This is a genomic window from Nocardioides oleivorans, from assembly GCF_004137255.1.
GTDB lineage: Bacteria > Actinomycetota > Actinomycetes > Propionibacteriales > Nocardioidaceae > Nocardioides > Nocardioides oleivorans.
The window spans coordinates 1,632,930-1,652,617 of sequence record NZ_SDWT01000001.1; the positions used below are offsets into that span (position 1 = coordinate 1,632,930).

Sequence of the window (19,688 nt, forward strand, 5' to 3'; positions counted from 1 at the left end):
GTTTCAGGGTGCTGCCGCGAGGCGTACGGCGAGCCCGCTCGCGCGCTGGGCCCGCCGGCCGATCGCGGCCCGGATCGCCGCCTCCGAGCCGACGACCCGGACGGTGGAGCGGGCGCGGGTGACGGCGGTGTAGAAGAGCTCGCGCGAGAGCAGGCGCGACTCCTCGTCGGGGAGCAGCACGGTCACCACGTCGGCCTGCGAGCCCTGCGACTTGTGGATCGTCATCGCGTGCATCGTCTCGACGTCGCCGAGGCGCGACGGAGCCAGGTCGCGCGGGCCGTCGCTCGCCGCGATGACCGCCCGCGGTCCGGCGGGCGTCAGCACGACCACGCCGCTGTCGCCGTTGTAGACGCCGAGCTGGTGGTCGTTGGCCGTGACCAGCAGCGGCCGGCCGACGTAGGCGCGCTCGAAGAGCCCGTCGCCGGTCTCGGCGGTGAGCCACTGCTCGATGCGACGGTTCCAGTGGCGTACGCCGAAGGGGCCGTCGCGGTGCGCGCACAGCAGGCGGTGCCGGTCGAGGGCCCGCAGCGCTCCCTCGACGTCGCCGTGCTCGGCCGCGTCGCGGACGGCGAGGGCGGCGCCGAGCGCGGTGCTGCGGATGCGGGACGACGGGTCGGCCTCGTCGATCCACTCGATGGCCTCGTGCCCGGCGGCCAGCACGGACAGCGCTCCATCGGCGTCACCGGTGCGCAGCGCCTCGGCGAGCGCGTGGATCTCGGCACCGAACCGGTGGGTCGACCGGAGCGCGGCGACCGGCGAGTCGGGCCGGTCCTGGAAGCCGCGCACGACGTCGCTCAGCACGGCGCCGGCCTCGACCGACGAGAGCTGGTGCGGGTCGCCCACCAGGACCAGGCGGGCGTCGGGCCGGACGGCCTCGAGGAGCCGCGCCATCTGGGTGAGCGACACCATCGACGACTCGTCGACGACCACGACGTCGTGGGGGAGCCGGTTGCCGCGGTGGTGGCGGAAGCGGGTCGAGTTGCCCGGGTCGGGCCGGAGCAGGCGGTGCAGGGTGGACGCGGTCACGCCCGCGAGCCGCACGCGGTCGGCCTCGTCGAAGACCTCGGCCTCCTGGTGCACCGCCTGCTGCAACCGGGCGGCGGCCTTGCCGGTCGGTGCGGCGAGGGCGATCCGCAGGCCGCTCGGGTGCTGGTCGAGCAGCCCGACGAGCAGCGAGGCGACCGCGGTCGTCTTGCCGGTGCCCGGACCCCCGGTCAGCACGGTCGTCCACTGGCCGGCGGCGGACAGGCACGCCGCCACCTGCTCGTCGTAGGACGTCCCCGGGCGGGCCGCCTGCATCGCGGCCACCAGGCGGGCCAGCGACGCCGCCATCAGGGCGGGGTCGTGGTCGGGGGCGGAAGCGGCGCGGGTGAGCAGGTCGTCGACGACCTGGGTCTCCTGCTCGTGGTAGCGGTCGAGGTAGAGCAGGTCGTTGTCCCAGCGGACCAGCCCGGCCGCCACGAGCGGGCTCGCGGCGACGGCGGCGGCCCAGTCGGCGGCGTCCGGCCACGGGAGGCCGGGCGGGTCGGCGACGGTCGCGAGGTCGACGCACACCGAGCCCCCGCGGACCGCGCGCACGGCCAGGGCGACGGCGAGGAGCACCCGCTCGTCGGACTCGCGGCCGAGCCGGCCGAGGGCCGAGGCGACGTGGACGTCGGCGCTGGTCAGCACCCCGGCGGCGTTGAAGGAGGCCAGCAGCCCGGTGGCACCGAGGGCCAGCCGCGCGTCGGTGGCGTCGACCGGCTCGAAGAGGTCGGTCATGGGGCGACTCCGTCCAGCAGGTCGGACAGCGCGGTCACGAGCGCGACCGGCGGCTGCCACGAGAACACCCCGCACGGGCGGCCGTCCACGCTCGGCGTCTCCGGCCCGCACATCCCGCGGAGGTAGAGGTACAGCACGCCCCCGAGGTGCTCGGCCGGGTCGTAGCCGGGGAGCCGCCAGCGCAGGTAGCGGTGCAGGACGACGGTGTAGAGCAGCGCCTGGAGCGGGTAGTCGGAGTGGCCCATGGCCTCGTCGAGGACCTCCGGGCGGTACTCCCAGGCGGTCGCGGGCGCCGCCCGGTCACCGAGCCAGTTGGTCTTGTAGTCGATCGTGACGTAGCGGGTGCGGCCCCCGACCGGCACCCGCACCACGACGTCGATCGACCCGGTCAGGTAGCCCAGGAGTCGCTGCCCGGCGAGGTCGGCGTCGCCGTCGAGCGTCTCGGCGAACGCCAGCAGCGGGTCGCCGTCGGGGAGGTGGGCGCGGAGCAGCGGGCCGAGGTCGCCGAGCACCACCTGCGCCGCACGGGGGTCGTCGGAGCGCGCCGCGAGGTCTCCGCCGGCGAGCGGGACCTCGAAGTCCAGCTCGCGCAGCCGGTCGGGGAGGGTGATGTCGCGCAGCGTCAGGCCGCCGGCGAGCGGGCCGAGCGGGGAGTCGCAGACCGCCACGAGCGCGTCGGCCAGCGCGTCGGCGTCGACCTCGACGGCCCACCACGCGCGGTGCTCCTCGACCTGGGCGAGCAGCTCGGCGCGCAGGTCGGGGGAGGCGGGGTCGGCGTGCTCGAGCACCTCGTGCACCAGCGAGCCGAACGCGGCACCCACCGGCAGGTCGGCCATCGGCGAGGCCACGGCGCTGAGTGCGGCGTCGACCTCGGGGGCGGGCGCGTCGTCGACCAGCTCGTCGAGGGGTACGTCGTCGAGCTCGGGGACCTCGTCGGGCTCCGACAGCACCCGGTCGGGTGCACCGGCGTGCGGGGCACCTGCCGCGGACAGCGCGGAGTAGGACGTGCGGCGCCAGTCGGTGTCGACGCCACGGTCGAAGGACCGCACCGCGAGCGGCAGCAGCTCGCGGTCGATGGGCGTGGTGTCGACCGGGCCCGGTGTGGCGAGCTCGGGCTGCGGGCCGCCCGACGCCTTCCAGCGACCGAGGATCTCGACCACCTCGTCGTCGCCGAGGACCGGCTGCTCGTCGTTGACGTGGGCGTGGCCCGGAGCGCGGCCGAAGAGCATCCGGTGCAGTGGCGCCGACGCCGTGTTGTTGGCGGTCGGGCAGTACCACGCGACGACCTGCGACTGGGCGCGCGTGAGCGCGACGTAGAGCAGGCGCAGGGACTCGCCGGCGTCCTCGCGACGACTCGCCGTGGCGGCGGCGTCGCGCCACCGGCTCGGTCCGCCGACGTCGCGGCACCGCTCGCCGCTGTCGTCGTGGAAGAGCGGCACCTCCTCGTCGCGGACCCAGCGGTCCCAGAGCGTCGGGAGGTAGACGATGGGGTACTCCAGGCCCTTGCTGCCGTGGATCGTCACGAGCTGCACGGCCGCCGCGTCGGAGTCGAGGCGTCGGGTGCGCTCGGAGGCCACCTCGATCTTGTCGTCGGCGACCTGGGTGCGCAGCCAGCCGAGCAGGCCGACCACCCCGAGCCGCTCGCTGACGGTGACCTTGTGCAGCGCCTCGCCGATGTGGCGCAGGTCGGTGAGCGTGCGCTCGCCACCGACCCGGCCCAGCACCCGCGCGACGAGCCCGCCGAGCACGGCGATCTCCAGCACCGCCGCGACACCGCGGGCGGCGAACACGTCGGCGAGGCGGCGCACGGCGTCGCTCAGGTCGTCGGTCGGGTCGGCCTCGCCCTGGAGGTCCTCGGCGGTCCGCCCGAAGAAGTCGGTCAGGGCGGCCGCCCGCACCCGGTCGGCCCGGTGCGGCTGCTCCAGCGCCTCGAGCAGGGTGAGCCACTGCGTGGCGGCCGCGGTCTTGAAGACCGAGCCGCCGGCGTTGACCACCGACGGGACACCGACGGCGGCCAGCGCCTCCTGCGCGGCGAGCAGGTCGGCGCGCCGCGCCGCCAGCACGGCGACGTCCTTCGGCGCGACGGGCCGCGCCTCGTCGCCGGCGCCGACCGTGGCGCCCGAGGTCAGGAGCCGCTTGATGTCGGCGGCGAGGTCGGTGAGGACGTGCCCCCTCCAGTCGCCGATGCGCGGCTTCTTGCGCCCCAGCTCCTCGTGGCGCACGACCCGCAGGCGGAACGGCGCGCCGGCGCCGTCGAGGCGGGAGGCCTGGTGGTGGGCGGTGATCGGGTGGACCGGGATCCGGTCGTCGCCGAGCGACGCGCCCTGGACGAGCACCTGGAGCGAGTCGAGCAGCGGCTGGTCGGCGCGCCAGTTGACGCCCAGCGTCTGGCGGGTCGTGGCCTGCTCCGCGGCCTGGAGGTAGGTCACGATGTCGCCGCCCCGGAAGGCGTAGATCGCCTGCTTCGGGTCGCCGATCAGGACCAGCGTGGAGGCGCCGTGGAAGGCGCGCTCGAAGACCTGCCACTGCACCGGGTCGGTGTCCTGGAACTCGTCGATCAGCGCGACCTTCCACCGCTGCCGCATCCGGGCGCGCGCGGGGGAGTCGTCGGCCGCCAGCGCGTCGGCGAGCTGGCCGAGCAGGTCGTCGTAGGACAGGACGCCGAGGCGGCGCTTGCGACGGTCGATCTCGTCGAGCACCTCGCTGGCGAACCGCACAAGCTCGGCGGCCTGGCCCTCCGGGTCCTCGGCCAGTGCCTCCCGGGGTGCGACGTTGGCACGCGGGTCGCCGACCACCGCGCGGGCGATCGTGAGCGCGGTCTCGTGCGACCAGGTGGTGGCCTCGCGGCGGGCGAAGAGGCCGAGGTAGAGGTCGTCGGTGACCTCGGACGTGAGCTGCTCGAGGTCCTCGACGAGCACGGCGCCCGTGTCGGTGTCGCCGGCCACCCCGAGGCTGCGCAGCACCAGCTGGCAGAACTGGTGGATGGTCGCGATCGTCGCGGCGTCGTACGACGTCAACGCATCGGTGAGCCGGCCCAGCCGGATCGTGCGCTCCGGCTCGTCGGCGTCGAGCAGCCAGTCGTGCAGCCGGTTGTCGGCGTCGGCGGAGGTCGGGTCGGCGAGCACGGCGGCCGCCTCGTCGAGCTGGCGCCGGACGCGGTCGCGGAGCTCCTGGCTGGCGGCCCGGGTGAAGGTGACGACGAGCATCTCCTCCAGCGTCGCGACGCCCTCGGCGAGATAGCGGGTGACCAGCGCCGCGATCGTCCAGGTCTTGCCGGTGCCGGCGCTCGCCTCGAGCAGGGTGGTGCCGGTCGGCAGCGGGGCGGTGATGTCGAAGACGTCCATCAGATCCCCCTCACCAGCTCGTGCGACAGCAGCGGCGACCAGACCCGGAGCGCGTAGTGGCCCAGCCGGTGCGGAGCCTCGCCCTCCTCGTCGGGGAGCAACGGTGTCGCGAGCACGTCGTAGGGGGCCGACTCGCCCCACGCACGGACGTGCCACTGGTCGCCGTCCTCCTTCGGGAAGCCGGTCTCGTTGAAGCGCGGGGTGACCCACTCGGCGGCCGCCTTGGCGTCCGGGTCTGCGTGGCCGTGAGTGCCGATCGCGAACTCCTCGGCGAACGCCAGGCTGGTCTTCACCGGCAGCGGCAACGGCTCGCGCTGGCCCCGCTCCATCACGTCGACGAGCGAGCGCAGCTCGGTGCGGGCCTCGTCGTCGGTCATCGGGGGGATCAGCGCGCGCCGGCCGGACCGACCCCAGCGGCCGATCGTGTGCGCGGTCCAGTTCTCGTCGGGGTGCCCGGCGGCGAGCGCGAGCGCGTCGAGCCAGGCGGCGAGGCGGTGCTTCGCGCCGAGGCTGGAGTAGCTGACGGCGACCAGGTTGTTGCCGAAGACGCTGCCGACGGTGCCGGTGAGGCGGCGGTCGCCGAGGTCGATGTCGACGTCGATCGTGCGGGTGGGACCGGAGCGCAGGGGCACGGCCGCCTCCACGAGCGGACGCACCCGCTGGACGATGTCGGTGAGCATCGTAGCGCCGAGGTCCTCCGGCGGGAGGAGGCCGCGCAGCTGCTCGGCCACCATCGCGGCCTGCGGGTCGCCACCCGTGAGCACGTCGTGCACGAGCCGGTCGCCGACCTGCCACTTCTCCAGACCGTCGAGGGTGATCGGCACGGCGTCCTTGGTCTCGTCGACGTCGTAGGGCGTCGTCACCCGCAGCCGGTGGCGCAGGAAGCTGCGCACCGGGTGCGCGAAGAAGTCCTGGAGGTCGCCCAGCGAGACCTCCTCGACCACCTCGGGCGCGGGCAGCGGGCCGGGCACGAGCGCGCGGGGGGCGGGCTGCGGCGACCGGGCGGCGCGCGCGCCGGCCAGTGCCGTGCGGTCGAAGGAGAACGGTCGCCGGTGGGCCGGCACGAGCGTGCCGGCGGTGAGGTTGGCCTCGTCGAACGGCTGGAGCGGGTGGTGCACGACGAGGTCCCGGCGCACGGGCCCGCTGCTGGTGCGGTCGAGCGTGTCGAGCAGCTCGCCGAGCGGCACGGCCGGCGGCTTGTCGTCGCCGGTGTGCTCGCCGCGTCCGGCGTAGGTGATGACCAGGGTCTCGGTCGCCGCACCGATCGCGTCGAGCAGGAGCTGCCGGTCCTCGGAGCGGATGTCGCGCTCGCCGGTCAGGGGTCGTCGGGCCAGCACGTCGTCGCCGTCGACCGACTCGAGCCGCGGGAAGACGCCGTCGTCGAGCCCGACGAGGCAGACCACCCGGTGCGGCACCGAGCGCATCGGGACCATCGTGCAGACGGTCAGCGTGCCGGTGCGGAAGTTGCTGCGGGTCGGTCGTCCGCGCAGCCGGTGCCGCAGCAGCGCCCGCACGTCGGCGTGCCGCAGCCGCGTCTCGTGGTCGCCGACGCCGGCCGAGATGCGGGCGAGCTCGCGGTCGAACTGCGCCACCCGCCAGGCGTCGTCCGCCTCGCTGGCCGTCAGTCCGTGCACGGCCGCGCTGAGGGCCGTTGTCCAGTCGGCGACGGACGTCGCGGCGCCGGCGGCCCGGACGAAGGTGTGCAGCCGGTCGACCATCTCGACGAAGCTGCCCACCAGCTCGAGGTGGCCGTCGCCGACGTCGTCGATCGGCAGGGTGCCGCGGACGTAGCGGTGGCCCTCGCCCGACATCGCCGCCCCGAGCAGCACCCGTTGGAGGCCGGTCAGCCACGTGTTGGCGTCGAGGTCGAGCCCGAAGGCCGCGCGGTGGTCGTGGTCGTAGCCCCAGCGGATCGCGGCCTGGTCGACCCAACGGGTGATCCGCTCGAGGTGGTCGTCGGTGAACCCGAAGCGTGCCCGCACCGGCTCCGTCGCGGCGAGGTCGAGCACCGACGTCGCGGTCATCCGGCCGGCCGCGAGCTCGACGAGCTCGGCAGCGACCCCGAGCAGCGGGTTGGTCGCACCGGGTGACCGGTCGGCGAGCCGCACCCGCAGCCGGTGGGCGGGGTGGCCGACGTCCTCGTGGGCGACGTCGGCGAGCCCGAACCCGGCCGAGATCAACGGGGCGTAGGTCTCGATGTCGGGACACATCACGAGGATGTCGCGCGGCTCCAGGGTGGGGTCGTCCTGGAGGAGGCCGACGAGCACCTCACGGAGCACGTCGACCTGGCGCGCGGTGCCGTGGCAGGCGTGCACCTGCACCGACAGGTCGGTGTCCGCGCGCACCCGCGAGGCGAGCAGCCCGGCGTCGGGCGTGCGGTTGGCGCGCAGGTCGGACTGCAGCCAGCCGAGCATCGTCGTCGCGTCGGCGTGTCCCGCGGCGTGCTGCTCGGTGCCGAGGTCGCCGAGCGCGCGCCGCAGCTCGCGGGAGTCGCGGCCGAGCGAGGCGAGGAGCGGGTGGGCGACCAGCAGGGCGGAGTCGTCGACGGAGCGCGCCACCGGCCCGACCACCCCGGTCGGCGCGAGCGCGGACCAGAGGTCGGGCGACGGCTGCGGCAGCCACAGGTGCACGTCGCGGTGCTCGCCGAGGGCGCGCAGCAGCTCGACCTCGGTCACCGGCAGCCGCGTGTGCCCGAAGAGCGACAGCCGCCCGGGCAGGTCGAGCCCGTCCCCGCCGGCCGCGAGCCGCTCGAGGGTCGAGGCGTGGCGCACGTCCGGGGCCGGCGAGCCGACCCGCTCCACCAACCGCCGCCAGAGGTCGGCCTGCCACCGCAGGTCGGCGTCCAGCGGGTGGCCGTCGCCGTCGGTGTCGTCGCCGGCGCGCCAGTCGCGGACGAGCTGCGGACGCTGGGTGGCGTAGGACGAGAAGAGCCCGGCCAGCCGTCGCGCGACCGCGTAGCGCCGGGCCGAGCGCTCGTCGGCCGGGTCGCCGTGGCCGAGGTGGCGGCCGAGGTCCTCGAAGCCGGGCTCGTCGAGGGAGCCGTCGATGACCTCCAGCAGCGGCCAGGCGAGCCGGTCGGGGCTCCACGGGTCCTCCGCGTCGCGGTCGAGCAGCATCGAGACCAGCGAGTGGGGCGAGACGAAGTCGACGCCGGCGCACACGCCGTCGCCGCCGCGCGGCCCCACGCCGAGGCGGTGCGACAGCCGCTGGGTCAGCCATCGCTCGACGCCACGGGCCGGCACCACGACGACCTCGCGGGCGAACGGGTCGGGCAGCGGGGTGACCAGCAGGTCCGCGAGCGCGTCGGCGAGCGCGTCGGTCCGCTCGGCGGTGTGCAGGTGCAAGGTCACGTGCGCCACCCTATGAGCGCGGACCGACACCGCGTGGGCCCTGTCCCCAGCCGCCGTCGTCGGGTTGGATCAGGGCGTGGACTACGTGCGGTGGGGAGCGGGGCTGCTCGTCCTCGCGCTCCTCACGTACGCCCTCTCCCGCGCGGCGCGGATCCCGCTCGGCTGGCTGCCGCTCACCGCGCTGCTGCGGGCGGTCGTCCAGCTCGCCGTCGTCGCGACGATCCTGCGGGGCGTCCTGGCGGTGCCGTGGACGGTGGTCCTCTTCGTCGTCCTGATGCTCAGCACCGCGTCGTGGACCGCCGGCTCCCGTCTCGTCGAGCTGCCACGGGGCCACGTCATCGCCCTGACGGGGGTGCTCGCGGGCGCTGCCGTCACGCTCGTGCTCGTCTTCGCGCTGCGCCTCGTCGACCTCGAGGCGCGTTACGTCGTCGCGGTCGCGGGCATCATCATCGGCAACGCGATGTCGGCCTCCACCCTGTCCGGGCGCAACTTCCTGCGCGCCGCCCGCGCCCGCAGGGACGAGGTCGAGGCCTGGTTGTCCCTGGGGGCGACCCCGCAGCAGGCCTACGACGACATCGGCCGCGACGCCGCCCGCGAGGCCCTCCTGCCGAACCTCGACCAGACGCGGTCGACCGGTCTCGTCACCCTCCCCGGAGCCTTCGTCGGTGCCCTCTTCGGCGGCGCGTCGCCGGTCGTCGCCGCGCAGTTCCAGCTCGTCGTGCTCGCCGGCATCGCGCTGACGATGCTCACCACGGCGGTCGTGGTGACCCGCCTCGCCGGGCGGTCGGCGTACGTCGTGACGGAGGTCGTCGGATGAGGAACCTCGCGCTCGCAGCGGCGGCCGCGCTGCTGCTGGCCGGCTGCACCCCCGACGCCGCACCGCCGGAGGAGGTCACCGTGCAGTGGGTCGAGAAGCAGCTGCCCGCACCGTCCGGGGCGCCGGGACGCAACGTGCTCCGCGACGCCGTCGAGTGCGGCGACGGCTGGTGGGTGGTCGGTGCGGTGTTCCTCGACGAGCCCACCGAGACCCGGGACACCCGTCCCGCGGCGTGGTTCTCCCCCGACCGCGAGACCTGGACGTCGGTGCCGGTGGACGCCCGCACCTACTGGGGCCGCCGCGCGATCCTCAACTCGGTCGCCTGCTCGCGCGACCGCGTCGCGATCGTGGGGGCCCGCTCGGGAGGCGCGCACGGCAACCCCCGCGTGACGACCTTCTGGCTCGACGACTCTGCGGCCGACGTCGGGAGGCTGGTCGACGTACCCACCACGTTCGTGCAGTACGGCGGCGTCAGCGCAACCAACGTCGGCCCGGTCTCCGGCGGCCCGGAAGGCTGGCTGATCGTGGGCAACCGCACGTCGGGACCCGGCGTCTGGGTCACCGACGACCCGCGCGGGTTCACCCGCGTCGAGGCCGAGCCCGGCCTCACCGACGACGGCGACCTCGAGTCGCTCGCCCAGGCGGGCGGCTGGGCCGGTGACGAGTGGGTCGTGGTCGGCGGCGGCGCGCGGACCGGCCGGCACCTCGAGCAGGCGCCGCTCGCCTGGTCCTCGCCCGACGGGCTGTCCTGGAGCCCGGAGGAGATGCCTGACGACGACGGGGCGCAGGACGTGCACCGGGTCGCGCAGCTCGACGACGGCGACCTGCTGGCGGTCGGCCTGAGCGAGGGGCGCTTCGCGGCGTGGCTGCGCGACGACGACGGCTGGAGCGAGCCGGTGAGGTTCGGCGAGGTGGCCGACTCCTGGACCGGAGCGCCGTACGTCGCCTCGCTCGCGCCGACGCCGGCCGGGATGCTCGCCACCGTCAGCACCGGCCAGCGCTACGAGATGTGGCAGACCGCCGACGGTCGCGACTGGAGCCGCGTCGAGGTGCCCCTCGAACCACAGACCGCCGGCGACCACACGTTGGTGGCAGCCGGCGGCGGGAGCCTGCTCGTCATCGGCGATGCCGGGGACGGCGGGCACGTGTGGGCGGGTGAGCCCCAGGGGTGATCAGCCCTTGAAGACGTCCTTGATCTTCTCGCCGGCCTGCTTGAGGTTGGCGCCGGCCTGGTCGCTCTTGCCCTCGGCCTGGAGCTCCTCGTCGTCGGTCGCCTTGCCCGTGGCTTCCTTGGTCTTGCCCTTGAGCTCCTCGGCCTTGTTGCCGATCTTGTCGTCGAGTCCCATGGTGGTTCCTCCTGTGGAGTGTGTGCCGACCTGAGTGGTCACCTTCCAACGTGCCACGCAGGTGGGCACCGAACCGCACCCGTCCGGGTGGGGGATGTCCGGACGGGTGCGGTGGCTCGGTGTCAGGACCCGAGGGTCCGCGGAGGTGTCGGCCCCGGGTCCGTCGTCCCGGTCTGCAGGCCCGGCGGGGGAGCGGGCTGCGGCACCGGGGTGACGTGCTCGACCTCTTCGGCTCGCGACGCATCGATGCGCCAGATGAAGAAGCAACCGACGACGGCGACGACGATCGCCGCCGTACCGATCAGGATCACAGTGCCCATGGGGTTCACTTCCTTGTGGTGGAGAGGCGAAAACCTCTACAAACCTGTATAGGTTAGTTCTGCACATTGCACAAGCAGTGTCCACGACCAGGTCGACGGGGAGCGCGATGCCGGAGCACGAGCACGGGTTCAGCATCGGGACGCTCGCCGCCCGCACGGGCCTCACCCCGACCGTGCTGCGCACCTGGGACCGCCGCTTCGGGTTCCCGGAGGGCACGCGCTCGACGGCGGGCCACCGCAGGTTCAGCGACCTCGACGTCGAGCAGGTGCGCGAGGTCGCCGAGGCGCGCTCGACCGGCGTCTCCCTGCAGGCCGCGATCGACGCGGTACGCCGACGACACGAGGACGCACCCGAGTCGGTGCACGCGGTGCTGGTGCGCGACTTCCCGCACCTCGGCGTGCAGCGCCTCGGTCGGCGCGCACTGGTGGCGGTCTCGCAGGCGTTGGAGGACGAGTCCCTCGCCCGCGCCGACCGGCCGGTGGTGCTCGGCGCGTTCCAGGAGGGGCACCGCTACGCGGGCTCGCGTCACCGGTGGGACGAGCTGGGACGCACGGCGTCGTGGGCAGCGGTCGTCGCGGACTTCGACGACGACCTGCCGGCCGACCCGTCGGCGACGCCTGCGCGGTGCCAGCTGCCCGCAGGGTCCCCGTTGCGTCGTGAGTGGACCGTCGTGTCCGTGAGCGCCGGTCTCGCCGCGGTCGTCTCGGCGTGGGAGGTGCCGGTCGCGCCGGGGAGCGAGGCCGTCTACGAGTCGGTGATCAGCAGCCAGCGACCGGTCGCGCTGGCCGCGGCGCGGGTGCTCGCCGCGGCGGCGGGCTCGGCGGGGGCACGGCCCCCGGCGGCCGTCGACCGCCTGCTCGGCGAGCCCGGCCGGACGGCTCCCCCGGGCGGGGCCGACCCGGACCGGATGTGGGTGCGAGCGCTGGCGCGACTCGACCCGGGCGCCTGATCCCGAGCACGACCGTCGATCAGTGGTGGCGCAGGGCCTCGACCAGCTCGTCCTTCGTCATCGACGAGCGGCCCTCGATGTCGAGCTCGGCCGCACGCTCGCGCAGCTCCGCGACGGTGCGGTCCTCGTAGTCGGTGGCCTCGCCACCGCGCTCGCCGACCTTCGAGCGTCCCTCGTTGGCTGCCGCGTTCGCGATGCGGGCGGCCTTCTCCTTGCTGGCACCCTCGTCGCGCAGGGCCTCGTAGACCTCGTCGTCCTTGACGGACGGGCGCGCATCCTTCTTCTTCTCGGCCATGACGCCACCGTGCCAGCGGGCACCCGGCCCCGGCTCACCCTGCCGGGGGAGCAGGCTCAGGCAGACAGCCGGTCGAGGCAGTCGCGCAGCTGGTCGACGGTCTTCTTCGCCAGGATCGGGAGGTAGGCCGCGACCAGGTGCGAGGCGAGCCTCGAGGCGCCGGAGAAGTGCATCTCGGCGTTGTAGGTGATCCGGGTGGCGTCGCCGGACCGCTCGATCTCGAAGCGGTCGTGCCCGTCGAAGGAGTCGTTGCTGCCGGTCAGCAGGACCAGTCGCCCGGGCACCAGCTCGGCCGTGGTGTAGGTCAACTCGACCTCGCGGCCCAGGAAGCCGGAGACGTTGCGGTACGTCGTCCCGACCCCGCCGTCGCCGCCGGTCCGCTGGCAGGTCTTCGTGCCCGGGTCCCAGCCCTCGGCGTTGCGGAAGTCGGCGAGGTAGTCGAACGCCGCCTCGGGGCTGGCGGTGGTGGCGAACGCACGCGTGATGGACGGCATGCCCCGACCGTAGCCAGCGGGCGGGTGGGACGGATCACCCCGAGAGGCCGGAATTGGAGTTGAGACATCGTTGTCTCATGTGAGACAGTAGTGTCTCATCAAGAGTCCGAGCGCGAGGACGTGCCATGGCAGACCGCAACGAGATCCTGGGCGCCGCCCAGGGTGCGTTCAACGCCGACCCCTCCGCCTCGATGTCCGCGGTCGCCGAAGCCGCCGGCATCAGCCGCGCGACCCTGCACCGGCACTTCGACTCGCGCGAGGCGCTGCTCGTCGAGCTCGGCACCCGGTCGCTCGACCAGTGGGCCGGCCGGCTCGACGAGGTCGACGCCGAGGCGCTCGCGGCGTCCGGCGACGCCCCGGCGATCCGGGCCGCGCTCGAGACCCTCGTCCTCGGCTACGTCGACGACTCCGACGGTTTCGGCTTCGCACTGACCGACCACGTGATCCTCGCCAACGCCGACCTCGAGGAGCGCACCCGAGTGCTCGCCGACCGCGAGGCCGTGCTGTTCGCCGCGGCCCAGCGCGTCGGCGTGCTCCGTCCGGACCTGCCGCCGCGGTGGTTCGGCCATGCGATCTACGGCCTCCTCGTCTCCGCGCGCGAGGCCGTCCGCATCGGCGACGTCGCCCGGCGCGACGTCGGCCACCTCGTCCTCTCCTCCCTGCTCGCAGGGATCGTCCAGCCCGCAACGACCCGGAACAGAAGCACGCCATGACCGACCTGATCCCGAACACCTCCGACACCGCGAAGACCGCCTCCGACCCCCGTCGCTGGTGGGCGCTCGCCGTCCTCGCCGCCAGCCTGCTGGTGGTCGTGATGGACATGACCATCCTCAACGTCGCCCTGCCCGAGATGTCCGCCGAGCTGGAGCTCACCTCGGTGTCGCAGCTGTGGGTCGTCGACGCGTACGCCCTCGCGCTCGCCGGGCTCCTCATCCCGGTCACCGCGCTCGGCGACCGGTGGGGCCGCAAGCGGATGCTGGTCACGGGCTACGCCGCCTTCGCCGTCGGCTCGGTCGCGATCCTGTGGGCCGACAGCGCGGCCGCCGTCATCGCGATCCGCGCGCTGCTCGGCATCGGCGGCGCGATGGTGATGCCGTCGACGCTCTCGCTGATCCGCTCGGTCTTCGCCGACGCCCGCGAGCGCACGCTCGCCCTCAGCATCTGGGGTGCATCCGCCGCGCTCGGTGGCGCCGTGGGCCCGGTCGTCGGTGGTGCGCTGCTCGAGCACTTCAGCTGGCACTCGGCGTTCCTGGTCAACGTGCCCCTGATGGCCGTCGCGATCGTGGCCGGCGTGTGGCTGCTGCGCGAGAACCGGTCACCGCGCCCGGGCCGGATCGACGCCGTCGGCGTGCTCCTGTCCGCGGGCGGCATGACCGCGTTCGTCTACGCCGTCAAGCAGCTCGGCAAGCACGGGCCGTCGCTCGCCACGCTGGCGCTGCTCGTCCTCGGCGTCGCCATGCTCACCGCCTTCGTCCGCGCCGCCCTCGCGTCCGACCGGCCGATGCTCGACGTGCGCCTGTTCGCCAACCCGGTGCTGCGTGCCGGTGTCGTCGCGGCCCTCGCCAGCAGCGTGGCGATGGCGTCGGTGCTCTTCGTCGGCAGCCAGTGGCTGCAGCTCGTCGACGGGCGTACGCCGCTGCAGGCCGGCCTCGCGCTCCTGCCGCTCGCGGTCGGCGCGATCATCGCCTCCCCGTTCGCCCCGGCGCTCGCCGAGCGCTCCAGTCCGCGGATCGTGCTCGCGGGCGGGCTGCTCGTCCTGTCCGCCGGGCTCGGGCTGCTCGCGCTGCTGCCGGCGACGTACCCCTTCGTCGCCGTGGCGTTCGCCGTCGTCGGCCTTGGCACCTCGGCCCTGGGCCTGGGCTCCGCGCTGATCATGGGCGTGGCGTCCGACGACCAGGCCGGCTCGGCCGCGGCCGTCGAGGAGATCACCTACGAGCTCGGCGCCGTCCTGGGCATCACCTTCCTCGGCAGCCTCGTCGGCGCGGTCTACCGGGCCGGCCTGCCCTCCGGGGCCGACGGCGCGGTGCGCGAGTCGGTGGCCGGCGCGGTCGGCGGACCGTGGTTCGCCGACGCGGCCGACGCGTTCGTGACGGCCTTCGCCTCGGTCGGAGCGGTGGGCGCGCTCCTCACCGCGCTGGCGGCGTACGCCGTGTGGCGGCTCGTGCCGGCCGACCTCTCCCTGGACGACGTGCACCACTGAGCGCGCCGGGTCAGGCCTCGCTGGCGACGGCCCGGTCCATCGACGCGGTGATCGCGCGCAGCGTGACCTGGAGGGCGCGCACGTCGTCGGGCGACATGTCGAGGTCCTCGACGATCCGGCACTGCACGGCCTCGGCGCCGGCCCAGGCCTCGCGGCCGAGGTCGGTCAGCTCGATGAGCGACGACCGGCCGTCGTCGGGGTCGCGCCGACGACCCACGAGGCCGGCGTCCTCCATCCGGCGCAGCAGCGGGGTGAGGGTGGCGTGGTCGAGGCGCAGCGTGCCGGCGAGCGACTTGATCGAGCTCGGGCCGGTGCCGCCCAGCAGCACCACGACGAGGTACTGCGGATAGGTGAGCCCGTGCGCCTCGAGCAGCGGTCGGTAGCGCTGAGTCATGGCACGCGAGGCGGCGTAGAGGTCGAAGCACACCAGCTCGTCGAGGACGTCGTGATCGGTCATTCCTGCCCTCCCTCAGGGTGACACCACCTTGATTCCCGCGGTGGCCCGTGCAACGTTGTGTCGTGTACAAGACAACTGTACGCCGACCCGAGGAGCCTCGCATGTCCACCATCTCCGCGAACGACATCACCCTCAGCTACACCGACAGCGGCGGCACCGGTCGCCCGGTCGTCCTCATCCACGGCTGGCCGCTCAGCGGCGCCTCCTGGTCCGGCCAGGTGTCGGCCCTGACCGACGCCGGCTACCGCGTCATCACCTACGACCGGCGCGGCTTCGGCGACTCCGACAAGCCGGCCGACGGCTATGACTACGACACCTTCGCCGCCGACCTCGCCGGGCTGCTCGACGGCCTCGACGTCACCGACGCGACGATCGTCGGGTTCTCGATGGGCGGCGGTGAGGTCGCCCGCTACCTCGGCACCTACGGCTCCGGCCGGATCCGGTCCGCCGTGCTCGCCGGCGCCGTCCCGCCCTACCTGCTCAAGACCGACGACAACCCGGACGGTGGCCTCGGCGAGGAGGACGTCGCCGGCATGGAGGAGGGCGCCCGGACCGACCGGGAGAACTTCCTCGACGGCTTCACGACGAACTTCTTCAGCGTCGACGGCGAGCTCGTGGTCACGGAGGAGCAGCGCCAGGAGGCGCTGGCCCTGGAGAAGCCCGCACGCGACGAGGCGGTCGTCGGCTGCATCGGCGCCTTCGGCCGCACGGACTTCCGCGACGACCTCGCGAAGGTCGACGTACCGACCCTCGTCATCCACGGCGACTCCGACGCCATCGTGCCCTTCGAGGTCTCGGGCAAGCGCTCGGCCGAGGCGATCGCCGACAGCACCCTCGTCGTCGTACCGGCTGCGCCGCACGGCTTCAACGTCAGCCACCGCGACGAGTTCAACAGCGCGCTGCTGGAGTTCCTCGCGCGCTGATTCGCGACGTCGTGGCCCCGCCCGGTGCGCGGGGCCACGCGCGCGTCGCTCGTCCGGGTGCTACCCCATCGTGTTGATGCGGGTGGGCACGATCTGCACGATCACCCGCTGCTGGTCACGGCCGCCCTACCAGGGATAGGGCTGACCGGTGTAGCGCTGCGACAGCGCCTCGATGTGGTCCACCGCGCCCTCGGTCGTGGTGCTCACCACGAGGCCCCTGATCTCGTGGTAGCGACTGGGGTTCGCGGGATCCGACACGGCCACCGCGACGCGAGGGTCCCGCGCGATGTTGCGGGTCTTCTGGTGGGTGGCGACCGTGTTGACGAGCACGTGGGCTCCCGAGGCGTCGACGTCGACCCAGGTCTGCGTCAGCTGGGGCGAACCGTCCGGCATGGTCGTGGCGACGTAGCAGGTGGCAGCCGAGCGCAGGAGCTCGAGCAGGGCGTCATCGAGCAGGACGGCGGGGGCGGTGCTCATCCGCCCATGGTCACCCGCGGGCAGGAGGGCTGCCTCCCCCCGGTGGGTGCGATCAGGCGATCGCGCCGACGATCGCGGCCTCGAGCCGGTCGATGCCGAGGTCCAGGTCGTCGTCGGAGATGGTGAGGGGAGGCGCCATCCGGATCACGCCGCCGAGCCCGGGCAGCTGCACGATGTTGATGTGCAGCCCGAGCTCGAGGGCGGCGGTGGTGACGGCGCGGCCGAGCGCGTCGGCGGGCGTACGGCTCTCCTTGTCCGTCACGAGCTCGACGCCCTGCAGCAGACCCCGACCGCGTACGTCGCCCACGCACTCGTAGCGGTCCCGGAGGTCCTGCAGCCGGTCGGCCAGCACCTTCCCGAGGTCGTGGGCGCGCTGCGTGAGGTCGTCGCGCTCGACGACGTCGAGGACCGTCAGGGCGACCGCCGCCGCGAGCGGGTCGGAGGAGTGGGTGGTGAAGAACAGGTGGCCGCGCTCGTGGCAGCGCTCCTCGATCTCGGCGGTCGTCACGACCACCGCGACGGGCAGGCCGGCGCCGAGGGTCTTGGACAGCGTGATGATGTCGGGCACGACCCCGTCGCGCTCGACGGCGTACATCGTCCCGGTGCGGCCCAGGCCGGTCTGCGCCTCGTCGACCACGAGGAGCATCCCGCGCTCGCGGCACTTCTCGTGCAGCGCGGCGAGGTAGCCCAGCGGCAGCTCGAGGATGCCGCCGGAGGACAGGATCGGCTCGACGAGGCACGCCGCGAGGCTGCCCGACGACTGGCGGTCGAGGGTGGCGAAGCCGTAGTCGAGCTCGGTCTGCCAGTCGTGGCTGCCGTCGGGGTGGCGGAAGGGCGAGCGGTAGGCGTCGGGCGCGGGCAGCGTGAGGTTGCCGACCGGCGGCGGGCCGTAGCCGTGACGACCGGCGGAGAAGGTCGCGCCGGCCGCACCGGTGGTCATGCCGTGCCACGACCGGTCGAGCGCGACGACCTCGTAGCGGCCGGTGGCGAGCTTGGCCATCTTGATCGCGGCCTCGTTCGCCTCACCGCCGGTGGTGAGCAGGTGCATCCGCTCGAGGTCGCCGGGCAGGCTCTCGGCCAGGCGCTTCGCGAGCTCGACGACCGGACGGCTCAGCATGCCGGAGTAGAGGTGGTCGAGGGTGGCGACCGACTCGCTGACGGTCCGCACGACCTCGGGGTGGGAGTGGCCGAGCACGGCGCTCATCTGGCCGGAGGTGAAGTCGAGGATCGCGCGGTCCTGCTCGTCGTACACCCAGGAGCCGGCCGCCCGCGCGATCACCCGCGGGGTGAAGCCGCCGCCGTAGCGGATCAGGTGACGCTCCGCGTCCTGCCAGAAGGTGTCGTCTGCCATGGGGTCCTCCGCGCCGGTGGTGTGGTGGGCACACCCTGCCAAGGGAACGGCGTCGGCGCGAGGGGACCCGGCCGGCCGTGGACGTCGGGCCGGCACCGTGGGACCGAGGGGTGGTACCTCGGGTGGAGGAAGCGGGCCCCCGGGATCCCTAGGGTCGTCCCGTGATCACGACGTTCCTCATCGCGCACACCTGGCTCACGACCGTCGCCCTCGTGGCGCTGGTGGTCCTCGGCACGCCCCTCGCCGCCTGGCTCGCCACCCGCCCGCGGGCGGCGTACGTCCTCGCCGCAGTGGCTGCGCTGCCGATCGCCGTGCTGACGCTCTGGCCCACCGACCGCGACCTCCCGGTGGGGTGCGCCCAAGAGTGGTCGGTGCCGACGCTCGGCCGGGTCGAGCTGGTCGCGAACGTCGTGCTGTTCGTGGCGCCGGTGCTGTTCCTGGCCGTGGCCCTCCGGCGGCCGGTGCTCGCCGTGCTCGTCGGGAGCACGGCGTCCTTCGGGATCGAGGCCCTCCAGGCGTTCGTGACCGCGCTCGGCCGCTCGTGCTCGACCAACGACTGGCTGTCGAACACGATCGGCTCCGTGCTGGGCGGAGTGCTCGCCGCTGTCGCACTGGCGGTCAGCCGACGTGCTGCCGGCTCCCGGCCGGCGTCCGACCCGCACGTGCGGGAGCCGCTGGCGCGCTGACCGTGACGGCGCTCAGCCCTGCCTGGCGTCGTAGTCGTCCTGGCTCCGCTCGATCGCCGGATTCTGCTCGATGGCCCACTCGGCGAGCGCGACGGCGGGCTTGATGAGGGTGCGGCCGGTGTCGGTGAGGGCGTACTCGACCCGAGGTGGGACCTCCGCGAACACCTGCCGCTCGACGAGACCGTCGCGCTCGAGCTGGCGCACGGTGCGTGTGAGCATCCGCTGCGAGATGCCGGGGATCCGTTGCTGGAGCTCGGTGAAGCGCATCCGCTCACCGTCGAGCGTCGCCACGACCAGGAGGGTCCACTTGTCGCCGATCCGGTCGAGGATCCCGCGGATCGCCCGACCGCCGTCGCCGCGGATGAGGCAGGTCCGCTCGTAGCTCGACACGTGTCCTCCAGGTCGGTCAGGCACACCCGTGTGCCTTTTGCAGGGACCCCGAAAGTACTCCACGATGGGGTTCCTTACTGATCGTAACGATTGGAGCCCACATGGACATCGCCTACTGGATCCTCGCTGGACTGCTCGCGGTCTTCTACCTCTACGCCGGTGGTACCAAGGTGGTGCAGAGCCAGGAGCAGCTCGCGCCGATGATGGCCTGGGCCGGGACCACGATCCCGATGGCCGGCGTCCGCGCGATCGGCGTGCTCGAGGTCGCGGGCGCACTCGGGCTCGTGCTGCCGCGTCTGACCGGCGTCGCGCCCGGCCTGGCCGTGGCGGCGGCGATCGGCCTCACCGTGCTGCAGGTGCTGGCGCTCGGCTTCCACGCCTCGCGCGGCGAGACGAAGGACCTGTGGCTCAACGCGGTGCTCGTCGTCGCCGGTGCTGCGGCTGTCTGGCTCGCCCTCGCGACCGCCTAGCGGTCGGGGTCGACGATCGGGAGCCTGTCCGCCGCCGGCGGAGATCCCTAGAGTCGG

19 protein-coding genes are annotated in these 19,688 nt (G+C 73.8%); 8 read left to right on the top strand and 11 right to left on the bottom strand.

The genetic code is table 11. The features are described 5' to 3' along the window. Window positions 1-3 precede the first annotated feature (3 nt). Genes recD through recC form a run of 3 tightly spaced genes read right to left on the bottom strand, consistent with a single transcriptional unit; the run spans window position 4 to window position 8,455 of the window. Window positions 4-1,761, bottom strand: coding sequence for an exodeoxyribonuclease V subunit alpha (recD, locus tag EUA93_RS07795; RefSeq protein WP_129399606.1), 1,758 nt, complete (start codon window positions 1,759-1,761; stop codon window positions 4-6). After that, window positions 1,758-5,105: a UvrD-helicase domain-containing protein gene (locus tag EUA93_RS07800; protein WP_129399607.1), complete on the bottom strand. Its 3,348-nt coding sequence runs from the start codon at window positions 5,103-5,105 to the stop codon at window positions 1,758-1,760. The genes recD and EUA93_RS07800 overlap by 4 nt, the downstream gene beginning before the upstream one ends. Further along, window positions 5,105-8,455 carry an exodeoxyribonuclease V subunit gamma gene (gene recC, locus EUA93_RS07805; RefSeq protein WP_129399608.1) on the bottom strand — a complete coding sequence of 1,117 codons (3,351 nt, stop codon included), beginning with the start codon at window positions 8,453-8,455 and terminating at the stop codon, window positions 5,105-5,107. The genes EUA93_RS07800 and recC overlap by 1 nt, the downstream gene beginning before the upstream one ends. Before the next feature lie 76 nt (window positions 8,456-8,531). Here recC and EUA93_RS07810 point away from each other — a divergent pair, with 76 nt between their 5' ends. Next, entirely contained in the window at window positions 8,532-9,272 is a 741-nt protein-coding gene (locus EUA93_RS07810) for an ABC transporter permease (RefSeq protein ID WP_129399609.1), read from the top strand. After that, entirely contained in the window at window positions 9,269-10,444 is a 1,176-nt protein-coding gene (locus EUA93_RS07815; protein WP_129399610.1) for a hypothetical protein, read from the top strand. The genes EUA93_RS07810 and EUA93_RS07815 overlap by 4 nt, the downstream gene beginning before the upstream one ends. Here EUA93_RS07815 and EUA93_RS07820 read toward each other — a convergent pair whose 3' ends face one another. Further along, window positions 10,445-10,618, bottom strand: coding sequence for a CsbD family protein (locus EUA93_RS07820; RefSeq protein ID WP_129399611.1), 174 nt, complete (start codon window positions 10,616-10,618; stop codon window positions 10,445-10,447). Window positions 10,619-10,740: 122 nt separating this feature from the next. Further along, on the bottom strand, window positions 10,741-10,938 hold the full coding sequence (locus EUA93_RS07825; RefSeq protein WP_129399612.1) for a hypothetical protein: 198 nt from the start codon (window positions 10,936-10,938) through the stop codon (window positions 10,741-10,743). Window positions 10,939-11,045: 107 nt separating this feature from the next. Here EUA93_RS07825 and EUA93_RS07830 point away from each other — a divergent pair, with 107 nt between their 5' ends. Then, complete coding sequence (locus EUA93_RS07830; RefSeq protein ID WP_129399613.1) at window positions 11,046-11,888, top strand: DICT sensory domain-containing protein; 843 nt, start codon at window positions 11,046-11,048, stop codon at window positions 11,886-11,888. Window positions 11,889-11,907: 19 nt separating this feature from the next. Here the strand turns inward: EUA93_RS07830 and EUA93_RS07835 are convergent, their stop codons facing one another. Beyond that, on the bottom strand, window positions 11,908-12,183 hold the full coding sequence (locus EUA93_RS07835; protein WP_129399614.1) for a DUF7218 family protein: 276 nt from the start codon (window positions 12,181-12,183) through the stop codon (window positions 11,908-11,910). Between the two features lie 56 nt (window positions 12,184-12,239). Continuing rightward, window positions 12,240-12,677 carry an SRPBCC family protein gene (locus tag EUA93_RS07840; RefSeq protein ID WP_129399615.1) on the bottom strand — a complete coding sequence of 146 codons (438 nt, stop codon included), beginning with the start codon at window positions 12,675-12,677 and terminating at the stop codon, window positions 12,240-12,242. Window positions 12,678-12,802: 125 nt separating this feature from the next. Between EUA93_RS07840 and EUA93_RS07845 the strand changes: the two genes are divergently transcribed. Beyond that, window positions 12,803-13,390: a TetR/AcrR family transcriptional regulator gene (locus EUA93_RS07845; protein WP_129399616.1), complete on the top strand. Its 588-nt coding sequence runs from the start codon at window positions 12,803-12,805 to the stop codon at window positions 13,388-13,390. Beyond that, the gene (locus EUA93_RS07850) at window positions 13,387-14,877 is read left to right on the top strand and encodes an MFS transporter (protein WP_129399617.1); all 1,491 of its coding nucleotides are present in this window, start codon (window positions 13,387-13,389) and stop codon (window positions 14,875-14,877) included. Before EUA93_RS07845 ends, EUA93_RS07850 begins: the two co-directional genes overlap by 4 nt. 10 nt (window positions 14,878-14,887) lie before the next feature. Here the strand turns inward: EUA93_RS07850 and EUA93_RS07855 are convergent, their stop codons facing one another. Continuing rightward, window positions 14,888-15,334 (bottom strand): MarR family winged helix-turn-helix transcriptional regulator, encoded by a 447-nt coding sequence (locus tag EUA93_RS07855; RefSeq protein ID WP_129399618.1) that lies wholly within the window; start codon window positions 15,332-15,334, stop codon window positions 14,888-14,890. 101 nt (window positions 15,335-15,435) lie between these two features. Here EUA93_RS07855 and EUA93_RS07860 point away from each other — a divergent pair, with 101 nt between their 5' ends. Further along, window positions 15,436-16,257 (top strand): alpha/beta fold hydrolase, encoded by an 822-nt coding sequence (locus tag EUA93_RS07860; RefSeq protein WP_129399619.1) that lies wholly within the window; start codon window positions 15,436-15,438, stop codon window positions 16,255-16,257. Window positions 16,258-16,383: 126 nt separating this feature from the next. Here EUA93_RS07860 and EUA93_RS07865 read toward each other — a convergent pair whose 3' ends face one another. Together EUA93_RS07865 and EUA93_RS07870 are read right to left on the bottom strand one after the other, a co-directional pair. After that, window positions 16,384-16,734: a TIGR03618 family F420-dependent PPOX class oxidoreductase gene (locus EUA93_RS07865; RefSeq protein ID WP_129399620.1), complete on the bottom strand. Its 351-nt coding sequence runs from the start codon at window positions 16,732-16,734 to the stop codon at window positions 16,384-16,386. 52 nt (window positions 16,735-16,786) lie between these two features. Further along, on the bottom strand, window positions 16,787-18,085 hold the full coding sequence (locus tag EUA93_RS07870; RefSeq protein ID WP_129399621.1) for an aspartate aminotransferase family protein: 1,299 nt from the start codon (window positions 18,083-18,085) through the stop codon (window positions 16,787-16,789). A 161-nt stretch (window positions 18,086-18,246) separates the two neighbouring features. Between EUA93_RS07870 and EUA93_RS07875 the strand changes: the two genes are divergently transcribed. Next, the gene (locus EUA93_RS07875; RefSeq protein ID WP_129399622.1) at window positions 18,247-18,771 is read left to right on the top strand and encodes a VanZ family protein; all 525 of its coding nucleotides are present in this window, start codon (window positions 18,247-18,249) and stop codon (window positions 18,769-18,771) included. Window positions 18,772-18,783: 12 nt separating this feature from the next. On the opposite strand, the gene EUA93_RS07880 is transcribed toward EUA93_RS07875, so the two are convergent. Further along, a complete protein-coding gene (locus EUA93_RS07880) occupies window positions 18,784-19,161 on the bottom strand; it encodes a winged helix-turn-helix transcriptional regulator (protein ID WP_129399623.1) in 378 nt (125 codons plus the stop codon). 101 nt (window positions 19,162-19,262) lie between these two features. Here EUA93_RS07880 and EUA93_RS07885 point away from each other — a divergent pair, with 101 nt between their 5' ends. Continuing rightward, window positions 19,263-19,631, top strand: a complete 369-nt coding sequence (locus EUA93_RS07885) for a DoxX family protein (protein WP_129399624.1) — start codon at window positions 19,263-19,265, stop codon at window positions 19,629-19,631. The last annotated feature ends 57 nt before the right edge of the window (window positions 19,632-19,688 follow it).